This window comes from Streptomyces sp. LBL (assembly GCF_029893585.1).
Taxonomy (GTDB): domain Bacteria; phylum Actinomycetota; class Actinomycetes; order Streptomycetales; family Streptomycetaceae; genus Streptomyces.
In genome coordinates this window covers 278,441-293,978 of record NZ_JARXYX010000006.1, presented here as the reverse complement: position 1 = coordinate 293,978, position 15,538 = coordinate 278,441, and the positions used below count along the sequence as shown (strand labels likewise).

The following is a 15,538-nucleotide window of genomic DNA, read 5'->3' as shown; positions in this document are numbered from 1 at the left end:
CCTCGCTCGTGTTCAGTCGGTCGCCGGCGGTGCGTCGCGCCGCTGCGTCTCGGGCTGACGTTCGCCCTCTCGGTCTTCGCGGTTGGTCTTGCGTCGATTTCCTTTCGGGCCCTGTGCGGCCGCGGCGCGGCCACCAGGCACTCCCCCGTTCGTCCCCGCGGGAGCTCTCCCCTTGGGCGTACCGACAACTCCGTTGGAATTGCCCGCAGGGGGACGGGCAGGCTGCCCCGGACGAGCGCCAGGAGTGGAGTTCGACGCCCCGATGACGCCTCGCTGTCCGACATTGCCGGCAGGTGGGCGGGAGCGTGTGTTGCCCTCGGCGCCGACGACCGTACCGCGGGGCACCCTCCTGGAACCGGTCGATCCTGGGGTGGCAGCGGTGGTGGGTCTTCCTCCGACGACACCATTACCTCGTGCCGCCCCCGTGGGACCCGCGCCACCGGCGCGGCCACTCACTGGTCCCTCGGCGGGGCGGGGTGTTCCGCCGGAGATGCCCCGGCCCATGGGGGAACTGCCGGCGGTCGAGCCGCCGCCCCGGGCGCCCGGTTGCCCGGTAGCGGCGGAACGTGCCATCGGTCCCGTGGTGCCGCGGCCGGTGGTGCCGCTAGGAGTTCCGGAGCGACCCTGTGCCTGGAGAGGAAGCTTATTGCCGTTCGCTCCGCCGAATCCTGAGGCTCGGCCCGTCTGCCTGCCAAGAGCAGGAGGAACTGTTCCCGAGGTGAAGGGAGGAACCGACCCTCCGCTGCCCCCACCTGTGACGGTCACCGGGGGCGTCGAACTCGTCGTCGGCCTCGCGGTTTCCTGAGGCGGCAGAGTCCCTACGCTGTCGATCTTCGTGGCGACGTTTCCGTCCGCGTCCGGCCGGATGGTCGAGTCGTCCACATACTTGAGCGGCGGCGTGGTGTCTCCCGAACGCGAATGTCCTGACGCCGTACTAGATGAATCATGTCCGGACACCGCAGACTCACGAGTTGCCCGAAGTTCCCCGCTACCTCGAGCTTCGCCTGGCTTGAACAGCCTCCACGCCGGATCCGGCTTCGGCACCCCCACATCCGGCATGGCCGTGAACGTAGGCGGCTGCTGCGCCGCCAGCGCTTCCTCCGATACCGCGTAGAAGGACGCCAGACGGTTCATCTGGTTGATCGCCTCTTGGCGGTCCTTCTCGGCCTTGACCGCCGCCGCGTAGTCCTTGTTGCCCTCGACCTGCATGGGGGCCGGGATTTCGTCGGCCCTCTTGGGGGCGAGCCGGGTGTCGCGTGGCGGCATGGACTTCTTGACGGAAGCGAGCCCTGTGGCCGCGGCCATGATCTGTGTGCCGGCGGTTGCCGCGAACGCGGCGAGGTCGACAGTTTGCTGCACAAGGTTGCCACCCCAAGTGTGGAAGGCGGCAGCGGCCTCACCCTCCCACTCAACCCTTTTGATGTGGTCCTTGAGTTCGTCAGCAGCCTCTTGGATGGCGGTCTGGGCGTCCCAGATCGCCTGCCCAGCGGTCTCCAGGTGCTCCGGATTGGCGGACTCGACCATGTCGATCATGTCGTTCAGGGCATGGCCCTCGAAGTCCGTCTTGCTGAACAAGCGGATGTTGCCGCCGAAGAACCCGTCGACCATCTCCATCGCGCTGGTGGCCGAGTTGATGACACCGGCCTGCAGGGTGACCTGCTCCTGTTCCGCCGCGTGCGGATCCTGCTGCTTCTGCTCGCCGCTCACTGGTACTGGTCCCCTTTCTTCGGGGTCACCTGCTGGCCGTCGGAGCGCCGCTCGGACTGAGTGGTCTTCGCCGCTTCCTCCGTGGCCTTCGCCTGCGCCTGCGCCTCTTCCTGCCGGCGGATGTGTGCCTGGATCGCCCAGAACCGCCGCCGCTGCTCCTCCTCCAGATCACTGAAGTCGCCTCGCGCACCGTTGACGGCGATCTGGAGCGCCTCGATCTGCAGGCCCAGGTTCTTGGAGAGCACGGTCAGGCGCTCGTGGACGCGTTCGTACTGGCGGTGCAGCCCCTTCGCCTCGCCGAAGCCGCCCGCGCCGCTGAACGACGCTTCGGAGAGACGGTGCGTCCCGACCTTCTGCGCGCTGCCCGGCGAGTCCTCGAACTTGGCGAGCGCGGCGTCCACGCGCTTCTTGAAGTCTCCGAGCGACTCCAGAGTGACTTTGAGAGCTCGGCCCTGTGCAGCAGGCACGATGCCTTCCTTCCCCGTTCCCCGTTCCCCGTTGTCCTACTGGCGTGTGCTGTACAGGTGGGTTCCTGGCCGACACACGCAGTAACCACTGTAGCCATTGTGCAAATCGCGGCCAACTGAACTTTGTGATTGGCTAGTTACGATGTTGTCGAGACACCGTCAACCACCGTTCCCCGAAGTCCCTTGAAGCGGCGGATAGTTGGACATGCGGGCGCTGCTCCCTCCAAGGGGGCATCCTCCACCGGCCCCTCCGTGAAGTCAGCAGGCTCCCTCGCGGTTCGTCACCGCGAAGTCGTACGACGGGATCGTCAGCGTTCCCTGGCCGCCCGCGACGCCCGGTGGCTCGTAGTCCCCGTCCTTCGACCGGGTGCGGGTGACGTCCAGGCAGAAGGACGTACCCGCGCCGGAGGCCGTGACCACGTAATGCACCTCTGAGGCCGTGTTCGAGTCGGTCGGCGTCGCGGTCACGTCGTACTGCGGAGCGTCGCCGCCGCCGTGCTCGACGACCTCGTCCTCGATCTTCGTCGCGTATTCGTCGATCCAGTCGGTGTCGGGGTCGGGGTCCTCGGCGTACATGTCGCCGAAGCCCGAGCTTCCGTCCAGGGCATCCGCGGCCCCCTGCACCGCGCTGGTCAGCTCGCTGTCGTCCCATGACGTGTCGTCGGAGACGCCGAAGGACTGCACGCCCAGGTAGATACCGACACCGGCCATGGTCACGAGCGCGACGCGAGCGACGACGAAGAAGGCGTCGGGCAGTTCCTCGGCCGACGGATTGATGCTGGCGCGCCAGGCCCGTATGCGGTCCGCCTTGACGCAGGCCATGGCCAGCAGCCCGGCGGACAGGACGAGGCCGAATACGCTCAGTTTCGTCAGCGCGTCCATGATCCGCCCCCAAGCCGTCGCCCCCGCTTGCGCCGCGCGTCCCGCAACGCCACCGCCGTCCCGCCCAAGCCGGCCACCAGGACGAGGCCACCGACCACGACGTACGTCGCCAGCCGTGCGTTGCGTTCGGCGGGGGTTTCGCCGAGCTGGAACTTTGCGGGGGTGGGGGCTTCCTGCTGGGTGAGGCCGTCCCGGGGGTCGGGGGACTCCAGGGGCTTGTCGTCCTCCGTCAGGGCGCGTACGGGGTCCACCACTCCCCAGCCGACCAACCGGTCGTGGCCGGCGATCGTGCGCTCCGCGGTCTGCTCGATCTGGGCGACGACCTCCCTCGCGGTCCACTTCGGGTGCTTGGCCTTGATCAGCGCCGCGACTCCGGCGACGTACGGCGCCGAGAAACTCGTACCGTTGTCGGAGCAGTGCCCGCCCTTGGGGACCGTGGAGATCATGTCGACGCCCGGGGCCGCCACGCCGACGAACTCGCCGGACTGGGAGAAGGACGCCCGCTCGTTGTTGCGGTCCGAGGCCGCGACCGCGAGGACGCCCTTGAAGGACGCCGGGTAGGTCTCCTTGACGTTGCCGCCGAGGCCGTCGTTGCCCGCCGAGGCCACGACCACGATACCCAGGGCCAGTGCCGCGTCGATCGCCCGCTCCAGCCGGGGAGTCGGCTTCACCGCGTTCGAGGTGTCCTGGGAGATGTTGATGACGTCGGCCTCGGCCCGGACGGCGTAGTCGATCGCGTTGGCCAGGGTCTCGGTGGTGCCGTGGCCCTCCGCGTCGTTCTGCTGGATCGGGATGATCGTCGCTTCGGGGGCCAGGCCCGCGAAGCCGGTGCCCGCGACGGGGCGGGCCGCGATGATGCCGGCGACCTTGGTGCCGTGGCCGACGGTGTCCGTGGTGCCCTTCTCGTTGCCCCGCTCGACCGGGTTGCCCTGATCGTCCTTGAGGTTCTTGGCCAGGAAGTTACGGCCGCTCTTCACGTCGACCGCGTCGGCGAGTTGCGGATTCTTCACGTCCACGCCGGTGTCGATCACCGCCACCCGTACGCCCTTGCCCTTGGACTGACTCCACAGCTCGTCTAGGAGCACCCGCTGCAGGGACCAAGGGCGGCCCGGGTACTTGCCGTTGGGGAACGCGCACTGGTCCGAGTACGGGAGGTCGGCCGCCGTCGCGGGAGGTGCGAGGACGACGGGGGTCGTCATGAGCAAGGTCGTGGCCATGGCCATGGCCATGGCCATGGTCGCGGCCGTCGTCGTGGTCGCGGCCGTCGTACGGAGGAACAGGAGGCGGGAGAAGGACAGGGATCGCATGTCCGCCCTCCTCAGGAGCCCTGCGGCTGACGGGCCGCCGTCGTCGACAGGCGAGGACCCGTGGGCAGGAACTCCGACCAGGGGACGGGGATCGGTGTCGGGTCCACGTCGGCGTAGCCCAGGCGGCTCTGGGCCTGCTGGGCCTCCTGCTGGGCCTGTTCGCGCTCCTTGGCCGTGGTGCCGATGCCCGCGTCGTCCGTGGCGCTGTCGGCGTTGGACTGCAGGACGTACCGCAGGCCCGTGTCGGTGGCCAGGAAGACGGGGCCGACCTTGGTCTCCTTGCCCTGGAACTGGCGGTAGAGCTGGCCGGAGCCGGGCGTGACGTAGGCGCTGGAGGAGCCGGTGGGGAGCTTGGCAGGGAAGTCCGTTCCCGCCCAGGTGCTCAGGGTTGTGGCACCCGTGTCGCCGTTCACGCCGCGCAGGACGTTGCAGACGGTGCTGCGGCTGCCGGCCGCCCCGGCGGCCTCGTTGACCGGCTCGGGGTCCTCGCTGGGCCAGCGGTGTTCGGTGCCGAACGGCAGGCCCGGGACGATCGCGCCGGGGCTCAGCTCCTTGGCGTGACCGGCCTGGCCCAGCGGGGCCAGGTCCTCGCTGAACAGCAGGAGTTGGGCGACGAACGCGGAGATGGGGGCGACCCGACCGGGCAGCACCACGTAGTACTGGTCCGAGTTGAGGTCGGAGGCCTTGAGCACCATGCCGACCTTGTCGGTCGCCTCGTCCAGTTGGCCGGGGGCGCCGGCCGCGGTGCCCGGCCGGCCGGTGATCTCCGGGAAGGAGAGCGCGTCGCCCGGGTGCAGGGTCTCCAGCCACTCCCTGGACACCTTCTGGGGCTCTCGGCCGGAGCCCACGACGGCGCGCAGCAGCAGCTCGCCCTCGCCGATGGGGTACGCACTGCCGCTCGCGTCCACGACGTAGCGCTTGCCGTCCGGGTCCTCGACGTAGAGCAGTTGGCCCCCGGTCAGCTTCTGTCCCTTGCCCTCGGTCGCGTTCAGGTCGCGGGAGGCCAGGACCAGGGCGGCCTTCTGGATGGACTCGCCGCCCGCGCTGGGACGTTCGCAGACCGCCCAGCGCTTCGCGCTGCCCGCCTCCGACGCCGAGGGGAGACGGTCGGGTGCGTACGGGATACCGATGGTGACGCCGTGCGGGATCTTGCCGCTGTCCAGCACCGACTCGGCGACGGTCACGACCTCGCCCTGGTTCGCGTTGAGGAGCAGCTTCGCGGAGGCCATGTTGAGCACCGGGTGCAACTGGACCTGTCCGCCGGTTTTCAGGACGACATAACGCGTGGTGGAGTCGCTCGCGATGATCACCTTGGCGTTGGGGGTGTTCCAGCCTTTCGGCGCGGTGGGCTTGAACATGCCGATCGCGCCGAACACGGCCAGGACGACCACACCCACGACGGCGCCCGGGAGGATCGCGCGCAGCGGTCGGGGTGCCCCTTCCTCGGAGCCGTCGGAGGACGACTGCAGGAAGGCCGCGAGCATACGGCGCTTCGCGAAGGTGTAGGCATTGAGCTGGTCCCGCCGAGATGCCATCTGTGCCTGTCTCTCCCCGTGTTCACCTGGGCCGCTCGGGCGGGCGCGACGCAGTCCCCGCCGCCGATGTCAGACCGGCCCCCTACTATGCCTGGTATCCGCGAGCACTGGCGGAGCAGGTAGGGTACCCGGGCCCTCAAGGGGCCCGTGTGGGGCTGGACTACGGCGAGTTGTGAGCAAGACGGGGGGATGGTGTGGTGGCTATCGGAACGCGCGCGCGGTCCCGCGGCCGATCGCGGACACAGGGGGTCTCGGCACCACAGCAGGCTCCACAGCGGACGCCACAGGCGACGTCGGCTCAGCGGCCCGCCGCGGCGGGCACGCTCCATCTCAGGGCGCGTTCAGGTCAGTCCGGGGCATCCCGGTTGCAACGGGTCGTCCTGCTGGAGCTCGCCGCGGCCGCCCTGCTCGTCGGCTGGGTGGTCGGTCCGGTGGCACTGGTGGTGGCGGCCGTGATCGCCGTCTGCCTGGTGCTGCTCTCCTTCGTTCGCCGCCGCGGCCGCTCGCTGCCCGAATGGCTGGCCACGGCAAGGGCGTTGCGGGCGCGACAGCGGCAGGCAGCGAACACGCCGATACCGGCGGGCACCGAGCCGGGACTCGCTCCGGTTGTGGAGTGCGACCCGAGCCTGCGGACCTACACGTACGCGGGCCGCGACCGGCGCCCGGTCGGAGTCATCGGGGACGGCACGTTCGTCACCGCCGTGCTGCAGGTGGAGGCCGACGCCACCGCCCTGCGGGCCGAGCGCGACCGGCAGCCGCTGCCGCTGTCCCTGGTGTACGACGCCCTGGAGGTGGACGGGATCCGGCTGGAGTCGGCGCAGGTCGTGCTGCACACCCAGCCCGCGCCCGCGCTCCACCTGCCCCAGCAGTCCGTGGCCGTCGCCAACTACGCGCCCCTGCAGGAACAGACGGGTGCTCCGGCCGTGCGCATCACGTGGATCGCGTTGAAGCTCGACCCGGAGTTGTGCCCGGAGGCGGTGGCGGCGCGCGGCGGTGGTCTCGTCGGCGCCCAGAAGTGTGTCGTACGGGCCGCCGACCAGCTCGCCAGCCGGCTGACCGGTGCCGGGTTCCGCGCGACCCTCCTCGACGAGGAGGAGCTGACCTCCGCCATCGCCACCTCGGCCTGCGCCAACCCGCTGGTGACGGCGGAGGCGGGGCGGACGGACACGCGGGAACGGCGTACGGAGGAGTCCGGGCGGAGCTGGCGCTGCGACAACCGCAGACACACCGCCTACTGGATCCGCCGGTGGCCCTCGCTGGGCGGCGAGAGAGCCCCGTCGCTGCCTCAGCTGGTCGCTCTGGTAACGGCTGTTCCCGCCCTCGCCACCACCTTCAGCCTCACGCTCACGCGCGGCGAGCGGCAGGAGGTCTCCGTGTGCGGACATCTTCGGGTGACCGGCCGCAGTGACGACGAACTCGTCGCGGCCCGGCGTGCCGTACAGTCCGCGGCCCGGCACACGGGCACGGGTCTCGTACGCCTCGACCGCGAACAGGTGCCCGGCATGCTCGCCACCATGCCCCTCGGAGGTGTCCGGTGACAGCGATGACCGCGCGTCCGGGACAGCCTGCCGCCGGTCGCGGCGAGCCCCAGCCCTCTGTCCCCGCACGGGCGCGGGAACTGCTGCGCAACGGCTTCGGACTGATCGGTCCACGGCACGCCCGGCACTCCGTGTCCCTCGAACAGCTGGACGCGCTCGCGCTGCCCGTCGGAGACGACGGCGTCGTCATAGGCGTGAACGCGGAGGGCGGGCCCGCGGTGCTGGGACTCAACCGGCCCACTCCGTACGACATCGTCCTCATCGGCGGCCTGTGGACCGTGCAGGTCATCGCGCTCAGAGCGGCGGCCACGGGGGCGCGGGTCGCCGTGGAGACGGGGCGCCCGCAGGCCTGGATGCAGATGGTGCACGCCATGGGCGGCGGACAGAACGGCCTGGCGGTGTACGACGTGGGGCGGGTGCCTCCGCAGGGCACCTCGGCCGGTACGCCGGTGCTGGTGGTGCGGGACTGCGGTATGCGTCCGCCGCAGGGCCGGGTCGCCTCCGGGCCCTGGCAGGCGGTGCTGACTCTGTTGCCGTATCTCAGCCCGGTGGCGCCGCGACTCGTGAGACAGGCCCGGCTCGTCGGCGTACAGCGCATCTCGCCGGACGAAGCCGCGGTACTGGGCCGGACCATGGCGCTGCCCCGGGCGGAGAGGGAAGCCCTGCCCGGGCTCCCCGACGGTCTCACGCTGTGGTGCAGCGACCGTGACCGGCAGTACGTGATGACCCACCCCACGGAGGCCGAGATCGGATTGTTGGGTACGCCACGAAGGATGGACTGAATCAGCCGCCGCCTGACGCGAATTGGGCATCCAGGGGTGATTTTTCCACTTTTCGCCGCACTCAAGTGCCCGCTATCGGCAGATATGTTCACCGGAAAGTGGTGCGTGGTCGACCCTTTCGGGCCGGATGTGACGCCGTGGGCGGACCGTGAGGAGTGGACGGGCCTGCCGAGGTGGGGTGCGTGGTGATTAGGCTGGTACCGGGCGCGACGTCAGAACCCGTGGACCGGGCGTCCGCGCCCCAGGGGGAAGAGCCGGTGGAGCGGACGACCTCGAACGACTCACGACGACAAGTACGGTCGCCCCGGCACGGCATGAGGGTGCTCGACCACACCAGGAGGAACTGTGAGCAGCGATCGGGACGGGATCCGCGGGGGCTGGGACACACCCGGCGATGACCAGACCGACGCGGAGTCCGCCATCGAGATGACGGGCGAGTTCACCATCGACTACGCGCCGCCCGCCTGGTACACGCAGAACTCGGGCGGCGGTGCCGCGGGAGCCCCCGCGGCCGTTCCGCCGCCGGATCCTGCCTTTCCGGCGCAGGGCCCCGCGTTTCCGCCGCCGGACCCCGCGTTTCCGGCGACGGTTCCCACGCCGACTCCGACCCCACCAGCGGCTCCGACTCCGACTCCGCCCGTGCCGCCCACGGGTGAACCGACGACGCCCCCGCCTCCCGGGCCTCCCGCGGGCGGCGCCTTCGAGCTGCCGCAGCCGCAGGGCAGGCCTGAGGGGCAGCCGGAAGGGCATGGCCAGGCCCATGGGCAGTGGGCACATGCCGCCCCCGTGCCTCCCGTTACGCCGCCCGCTCCGCCCGTCGCTCCCCCACCACCGGCGCCCTCCCCCTCCTCGCCCTTCCCCTCCTCGCCCTTCCCTGCTTTCGGTGAGGACGAGTCCGGTACCGGCGATCTGGAGAGCGGCTCGACCATGCGGATCTCCGCCACCTCCCTGAACCGGGAGATCGCGGACCTGGGCGTCACCACGGAGGCACAGACCGCTCCGGGGACCGGGGCGACGCAGGAGCCTGCCGACGAGGGTGTGAGCCAGGCCACGGCCGGCGGTTCCGTGGAAGCGGCTTCGGCCGACGACGCTTCGGTGCCGTCCGGCGACGGCGACCATGAGGGTGGCCGCGACGGTGGCGGCGATGGCGGCTTCGACGGTACGGCCGCGGACTCGGCCGGTGCCGCCGACGACGCCGGTGCCGATGGCGGCGGGTCCGCCGCCGGCGACACTTCCGATGGTTCCCTCCCGCAGGTCGCCAACGGCGGCGAGGACGCGGAGGCTTCGGCTGCCGTGTCCGAGGACGGCTGTTCCGCGGGCGATTCGACGGGCGCCTCCACGGGCGGCGAAGCCGAGAGCGCCTCCGCACCGGACGCCGACACCACCACCGAGCCTGCCCCCGACGCGGCGCCTGCCGAGGCCGCTGCGGGTGCCACTGCCCCTGGCGCTGGTGCTGGCGCTGGCGCTGGCGCTGGCGCTGCGCAGGGTCCACCGTCCGCCTGGACTCCCCCGCGGGCGCCGCAGGGCGAGGTGCCGCCGCTGCCGCCGTCGTACCAGCCCGCCGCTCCGGCGGCCGCGCCGCAGTGGCCCGTGCAGCCGCAGCCCGCGGACCCCAGGGAGTCCGCGCCGGGCCGGCCGTCGGCGCCCGCCCAGCAGCCGCCCTTCCAGCCGCAGGCACCGCAGCCCGCGCCGACCGGCTGGAACCCGCCGGCCCCGCCGACGCCCCCGGGTCAGGACATCCCCCCGGCCCCGCCCCAGCCCGGCTACGGATTCCCGCACCCCGGCACCCCGGCCCACCAGCCGCCCGCCGCACAGGGCGGATACGGCTTCCCCCAGCCTCCGACACCCAACACCCAGGGGGGTTACGGATTCCCGCAACCCCCCGCACCCAACGCCCAGGGTGGCTACGGCTTCCCACAGCCTGGCGCCCCGGCCGCTGCCGCTCCGGCACCCAACGCCCAGCCCGGCGGCCCCAACCCCGCCGCCCAGCCTGGTGGTTACGGCTTCCCGGAGCCGCCCACACCGCAGGGCGGACCGGCGAACCCAGGTGTTCCGCACCAGCCCGACGGTCAGGTCCCGCAGGCCCCCCAGACCCCGCCGTTCCCCCAACAGCCCCAGCACCCCCAGCAGCCCCAGCAGCCCCAGCCTCAGCACGGCCAACACCCCCATCAGCAGGCCGTCGACCCGCGTACCGGTGCCGCCTGGCCGCAGCCCATCCAGCACGATCAGCGGCAGCCGACCCATTCCGGTGCCGCACCCCTCGGTTACACCGCGGCCGTGGAGCTGTCGGCCGACCGGCTGCTCAACAGCAAGAAGCAGAAGGTGAAGAGCAGCCGTCCGGCGCCCGGCGGGGGCCGGTTCAAGCTGGGCGGAAAGAAGGAAGAGGCCGAGCGGCAGCGGAAGTTGGAGCTGATCCGCACCCCGGTGCTGTCCTGCTACCGGATCGCTGTGATCAGCCTCAAGGGCGGTGTCGGCAAGACGACGACCACCACGGCCCTCGGCTCCACCCTCGCCACCGAGCGACAGGACAAGATCCTCGCGATCGACGCCAACCCGGACGCCGGTACGCTCGGCCGCCGGGTCCGCCGAGAGACCGGGGCCACCATTCGTGACCTCGTCCAGGCGATCCCGTATCTCAACTCGTACATGGACATCCGGCGGTTCACCTCCCAGGCCCCGTCCGGCCTGGAGATCATCGCCAACGACGTCGACCCGGCCGTGTCGACCACGTTCAACGACGAGGACTACCGGCGCGCGATCGAGGTGCTGGGCAACCAGTACCCGGTCATCCTCACCGACTCCGGCACCGGTCTGCTCTACAGCGCCATGCGCGGTGTGCTCGACCTCGCCGACCAGCTCATCATCGTCTCGACACCGTCGGTGGACGGTGCGAGCAGCGCCAGTACGACACTGGACTGGCTGTCCGCGCACGGCTACGCCGATCTGGTGTCCCGGTCCCTCACCGTCATCTCCGGTGTCCGCGAGACCGGAAAGATGATCAAGGTCGAGGACATCGTCAGCCATTTCGAGACCCGGTGCCGGGGTGTGATCGTCGTGCCGTTCGACGAGCATCTCGCCGCCGGCGCGGAAGTCGACCTCGACATGATGCGGCCCAAGGTGCGGGAGGCGTACTTCAACCTGGCCGCGATGATCGCCGAGGACTTCGTACGGCATCAGCAGGCGCACGGCCTGTGGACGAGCGACGGCAATCCGCCCCCCGTGGTGGCCCCGCCCATGCCGGGCTACCCGACGCCGGGACAGCCTTACCCGGGACAGCCCTACCCGGGACAGCAGGTTCCGGCGCAGCCAGGTCCCTACCCGCCGCAACCGCAGCCCGGCCAGCCGGGACAGGGACCTTACGCCCCCGGCCAGCCGGGGCAGGGACCGTACGCCCCCCAGCCCTACCCCCAGCAGGGCCGGCCTTACCCGCAGGCGGCCCCCCAGCCCTACCCGGCACAGCCACAACCACAGTCGCAGCCACAACCACAGCCACAACCCCAACCGCCATCGCAACCGGACCAGCCCGGACAGGCCTACGGCTATCCGCAGCAGCCCGGACAGGCGTACGGCTACCCGCAGCAGCCCGGGCAGGCACAGCCCCCGCCGCCTCCCCCGGCTCCGCAGCAGTAGCCGGTCCGCGGCCATGAACGAAGGGCGGCCGGTGCCCAAGGCACCGGCCGCCCTTCAGTGTCTGGCAAGGGGACGGAGAACTACCCGGCTGCCGCCGCGACCAACTCCCGGCACCGCTGCACGTCCTCCGCCATCTGCTCCAGCAGCGCGTCCAACGTGTCGAACTTGGCCTGCCCGCGCACGAAGGCCAGGAAGTCGACGGCGACATGCAGGCCGTAGAGGTCCAGGCCGACGCGGTCGATGGCGTACGCCTCCACCGTGCGCTCGGTGCCGTCGAACTGCGGGTTCGTGCCGACGGAGATCGCCGCCGGCATCGCCTCGCCGTTCACGTGCAGCCAGCCCGCGTAGACGCCGTCGGCGGGGATCGCGGTGTGCGGGAGGGTCTCGACGTTGGCGGTCGGAAAACCGAGTTCACGCCCGCGCTGGGCGCCTCGGACGACCACGCCCTCCACCCGGTGCGGGCGGCCCAGGATCTCGGCGGCACCCTCGACCTCCCCCTCGGCCACCAGGCGCCGGGTGAGGGTGGAGGAGAACGGCTCGCCGCCGCCCGCCTCTCCGCGCACATACAGATCGACGACCTCGACCTCGAAGTCGTACACCTTGCCCTGTTCGACGAGGAACTCGACGTTGCCCGCGGCCTTGTGGCCGAAGCGGAAGTTGGGGCCCTCGACGACCGCATTGGCGTGCAGCTTGTCGACCAGGACCTTGACGACGAAGTCGGCGGGCGAGAGCTTCGAGAACTCGGTCGTGAACGGGAGGATCAGGACCGCGTCCACGCCCAGCTCCGCCATGAGTTCGGCGCGGCGGTGGTGCGGGGCCAGCAGCGGCGGGTGGCTGCCGGGGCGCACCACCTCGCTGGGGTGCGGGTCGAAGGTGACGACGACCGAGGGAACCCCCAGCTCACGGGCGCGTTCCGCGGCATGCCGGATGATCAGCTGGTGTCCGCGGTGAACTCCGTCGTAGGACCCGATGGTGACGACGCTGCGCCCCCAGTCCTGGGGGATGTCCTCCAAGCCACGCCAGCGTTGCACTGTGACCGCTCCTCGTCGCATCCTCGCCGAACCTGTGTCCGTCGCTCTGCCTGTTACGCAGGTCTAAGGGTGCCATGCCGGGTGTCCCGGCCCGGCATCGGCATAGGTATAGGCATGGGGATAGGCATGGGCATGGGAGCTGTGGAGGCAGACCCTGCCGGCGGTGGGCCCGTGCTCCAGGCTCCGGTCGCCGTACGCGGACACCTGCTCGGCAGCTTCCGGGCGACGCCCCCGCCTCCCCCTCCCGGACGAGGGCGGCCTCCCGGCGGGCCAGGGCGGGCGTGGTGACGTCGGCTCGGGCGCGCAGGTGGTGCGCAGGGCTCTGCGGTCTCCGGGCGGCGCGGTGGGGCGCAGAAGGCGTCCAGGACCGTTCGGGGCGGGTCGTGAGGGCGGGGACCAGAGCGCTCGGCGGGAACCGCGGGAACCGTGGGTCGCCGGCCATGAAGTGCCCGAGCGCCTACGGGAGATGGCGGGCCCGGGTGCGCGGGTCCGTAATGATCAGCGGGATGGATCGCGATGATCAGCCGGACAGCTCGCGCGGCGAACACGCCCCCTTCCGCTCCCCCGGTTCACTCCGAGCGCCTGCCCGGACGGGTGAATGCACGGGGGCCGCTGGATAACCCTAGGAGTGGGGGAACCGAGGGGGGACCGTGGAGCGGCGGCAGTGACGACCCCGTGACGCCGCTCCACGGTCAGGCAGCCGGATGCGGTCGGACGCAGCCGGACCACAGCCGGATGCCGTCGGACGCAGCCGGATGCCGTCGAACGCCGCGGACGCAGCCGGATGCCGTGTCACCCGGCGCGGCGCCGCCTCAGCCGAAAACGGCCAGGCTCTTCGCCTTGCCGTTCTGCTCCTCGACGAGGGCGAGGAAGAGCCCCCCGGGGGCGAAGACCGCCACGGCGCCCTTGCCGGCGTACTCGTCGGGCATGTCGAGCCGTACCCCGTTCGTCAGCAGCCGGGCGCGTCTGTCGTCCACGTCCCAGCGCGGGAACGCGGCCCCGGCGGCCTCGGCGACCGGCATCACCGTCAGGTCCTGCTGGAGCTGGTCCAGCGTCTTCGCGGAGTCCAGCTTGTACGGGCCGACCCGCGTCCGCCGCAACGCCGTGAGGTGGCCGCCGACGCCCAGGTCGGCGCCGAGGTCCCGGGCCAGGGCGCGGATGTACGTGCCGGACGAGCAGGTCACCGACACCACCAGGTCGAGCATCGGGGTGCCGTCCTCGGCGACGGCGTCCCGGATGTCGTACACCGCGAAAGAGGAGACGGTGACCGGCCGGGCGGGGATCTCGAACTCCTCGCCCTCACGCGCCCGCTTGTAGGAGCGCACACCGTCGATCTTGATGGCGCTGACCTTGGACGGCACCTGCATGATCTCGCCGGACAGCTTGGCGATCCCCGCGTCGACGGCGTCGCGGGTGACCTTCGAGGCGTCGACCGACTCCGTGATCTCGCCCTCGGCGTCGTCCGTCAGGGTCGACTGCCCGAGGCGGATCGTGCCCAGGTACTCCTTCTCGGTCAGCGCGAGGTGTCCGAGGAGCTTGGTCGCCTTCTCGACGCCGAGGACAAGCACGCCCGTCGCCATGGGGTCGAGGGTTCCGGCGTGACCGACGCGGCGGGTCCTGGCGATCCCGCGCATCTTGGCGACCACGTCGTGCGAAGTGAAGCCCGACGGCTTGTCGACGATGACAAGGCCGTCGGGCGTCCGGTTCTTCTGGGTCATTCGGCGGCGTCGTCCTCGTCTTCGTCTTCGCCCGGCTTCTTGTACGGGTCCGCGTCACCGGCGTAGTCGGCGCCTGCCGAGACCTCGCGCACCTTCTCGTCGGACTGGCGTGCCTTGTCGAGGAGGTCCTCGATGGTCTTGGCGGTGTCGGGCAGCGCGTCGGCCACGAAGGCCAGCGACGGCGTGAACTTCACACCCGCCGCCGCGCCGACCGCGGAGCGGAGCACGCCCTTGGCGCTCTCCAGTCCGGCGGCCGCGGCAGCCCGCTCCTCGTCGTCCCCGTACACCGTGTAGAAGACGGTCGCCTCCCGCAGGTCACCCGTGACCCGGGTGTCCGTGATGGTGACGTGCGAGCCGAGCCGCGGGTCCTTGATCCCGCGCATCAGCTTCTGGGCCACCACCTCTCGGATGAGGTCCGCCAGCCTCTTAGCCCGCGCGTTGTCGGCCACTGGTCGTCTCCCGTTCTTCCTGTTCCACGTTCAAAAATCTGGTCGCCCGAAAAAACTACCGGTCGCCCGAAAACTAGTCGTCGTCACCGTGGAGGCGCCGTCTGACGGACAGCAACTCCACCTCGGGACGGCCGGCGACCAGCCGCTCGCAGCGGTCCAGTACGTCGGTGATGTGCCCCGTGTCGCCGGACACCACGGCCAGGCCGATGATCGCCCGGCGATGAAGGTCCATGTGTTCCACCTCGGCCGCGCTCACCGCGTACTTCCGCTGGAGCTCGGCGACGATCGGGCGGACGACGGAGCGCTTCTCCTTCAGCGACCGTACGTCGCCGAGGAGGAGGTCGAAGGACAGAGTCCCCACATACATGTGTGTAACCGGTTCACCCGCCGGTACGGGATCGATGGCCCCGCCCTCCCTGGGGCAGGGGCATCAGAACCGTACAACGAACGGCCGGGGCCGGTCGACGGAAATAATCTCCGTCGACCGGCCCC

At 71.0% G+C, this 15,538-nt stretch carries 12 protein-coding genes; 3 read left to right on the top strand and 9 right to left on the bottom strand.

What is annotated here, in order from left to right:
* Positions 1-12 precede the first annotated feature (12 nt).
* The 5 genes from M2271_RS09990 to eccB form a co-directional block, all read right to left on the bottom strand.
* Entirely contained in the window at positions 13-1,707 is a 1,695-nt protein-coding gene (locus tag M2271_RS09990; RefSeq protein ID WP_280886756.1) for a hypothetical protein, read from the bottom strand.
* Entirely contained in the window at positions 1,704-2,174 is a 471-nt protein-coding gene (locus M2271_RS09985; RefSeq protein ID WP_280886755.1) for a hypothetical protein, read from the bottom strand. Before M2271_RS09985 ends, M2271_RS09990 begins: the two co-directional genes overlap by 4 nt.
* A 258-nt stretch (positions 2,175-2,432) precedes the next feature.
* Entirely contained in the window at positions 2,433-3,056 is a 624-nt protein-coding gene (locus tag M2271_RS09980; protein ID WP_280886754.1) for a hypothetical protein, read from the bottom strand.
* Positions 3,044-4,285 (bottom strand): type VII secretion-associated serine protease mycosin, encoded by a 1,242-nt coding sequence (mycP, locus tag M2271_RS09975; protein WP_280886789.1) that lies wholly within the window; start codon positions 4,283-4,285, stop codon positions 3,044-3,046. Before mycP ends, M2271_RS09980 begins: the two co-directional genes overlap by 13 nt.
* Positions 4,286-4,374: 89 nt before the next feature.
* On the bottom strand, positions 4,375-5,898 hold the full coding sequence (gene eccB, locus M2271_RS09970; protein WP_280886753.1) for a type VII secretion protein EccB: 1,524 nt from the start codon (positions 5,896-5,898) through the stop codon (positions 4,375-4,377).
* A 197-nt stretch (positions 5,899-6,095) separates the two neighbouring features.
* On the opposite strand from eccB, the gene eccE reads away from it, so the two are divergent.
* The 3 genes from eccE to M2271_RS09955 all read left to right on the top strand — a co-directional run bounded on the left by eccE (position 6,096) and on the right by M2271_RS09955 (position 11,848).
* Positions 6,096-7,436, top strand: a complete 1,341-nt coding sequence (eccE, locus tag M2271_RS09965) for a type VII secretion protein EccE (RefSeq protein WP_280886752.1) — start codon at positions 6,096-6,098, stop codon at positions 7,434-7,436.
* A 5-nt stretch (positions 7,437-7,441) separates the two neighbouring features.
* Positions 7,442-8,218 (top strand): hypothetical protein, encoded by a 777-nt coding sequence (locus tag M2271_RS09960; RefSeq protein WP_280886751.1) that lies wholly within the window; start codon positions 7,442-7,444, stop codon positions 8,216-8,218.
* 345 nt (positions 8,219-8,563) lie between these two features.
* Positions 8,564-11,848, top strand: coding sequence for an SCO5717 family growth-regulating ATPase (locus tag M2271_RS09955; protein WP_280886750.1), 3,285 nt, complete (start codon positions 8,564-8,566; stop codon positions 11,846-11,848).
* 80 nt (positions 11,849-11,928) lie between these two features.
* Here the strand turns inward: M2271_RS09955 and M2271_RS09950 are convergent, their stop codons facing one another.
* From M2271_RS09950 to M2271_RS09935, 4 genes are all read right to left on the bottom strand, one after another.
* On the bottom strand, positions 11,929-12,879 hold the full coding sequence (locus tag M2271_RS09950) for a bifunctional riboflavin kinase/FAD synthetase (RefSeq protein ID WP_280886749.1): 951 nt from the start codon (positions 12,877-12,879) through the stop codon (positions 11,929-11,931).
* An 812-nt stretch (positions 12,880-13,691) separates the two neighbouring features.
* Positions 13,692-14,597, bottom strand: a complete 906-nt coding sequence (gene truB / locus M2271_RS09945; protein WP_280886748.1) for a tRNA pseudouridine(55) synthase TruB — start codon at positions 14,595-14,597, stop codon at positions 13,692-13,694.
* The gene (rbfA, locus tag M2271_RS09940) at positions 14,594-15,046 is read right to left on the bottom strand and encodes a 30S ribosome-binding factor RbfA (RefSeq protein WP_280886747.1); all 453 of its coding nucleotides are present in this window, start codon (positions 15,044-15,046) and stop codon (positions 14,594-14,596) included. The genes truB and rbfA overlap by 4 nt, the downstream gene beginning before the upstream one ends.
* Before the next feature lie 73 nt (positions 15,047-15,119).
* Positions 15,120-15,413, bottom strand: coding sequence for a DUF503 domain-containing protein (locus tag M2271_RS09935; RefSeq protein ID WP_280886746.1), 294 nt, complete (start codon positions 15,411-15,413; stop codon positions 15,120-15,122).
* Positions 15,414-15,538 lie beyond the last annotated feature (125 nt).

Coding starts and splice junctions, on each gene's coding strand:
- M2271_RS09980 (WP_280886754.1), bottom strand. CDS start 3,056: ATGGACGCGCTGACGAAACTGAGCGTATTCGGCCTCGTCCTGTCCGCC.
- mycP (WP_280886789.1), bottom strand. CDS start 4,285: ATGGCCATGGCCATGGCCACGACCTTGCTCATGACGACCCCCGTCGTC.
- eccB (WP_280886753.1), bottom strand. CDS start 5,898: ATGGCATCTCGGCGGGACCAGCTCAATGCCTACACCTTCGCGAAGCGC.
- M2271_RS09960 (WP_280886751.1), top strand. CDS start 7,442: ATGACCGCGCGTCCGGGACAGCCTGCCGCCGGTCGCGGCGAGCCCCAG.
- truB (WP_280886748.1), bottom strand. CDS start 14,597: ATGACCCAGAAGAACCGGACGCCCGACGGCCTTGTCATCGTCGACAAG.
- M2271_RS09935 (WP_280886746.1), bottom strand. CDS start 15,413: ATGTATGTGGGGACTCTGTCCTTCGACCTCCTCCTCGGCGACGTACGG.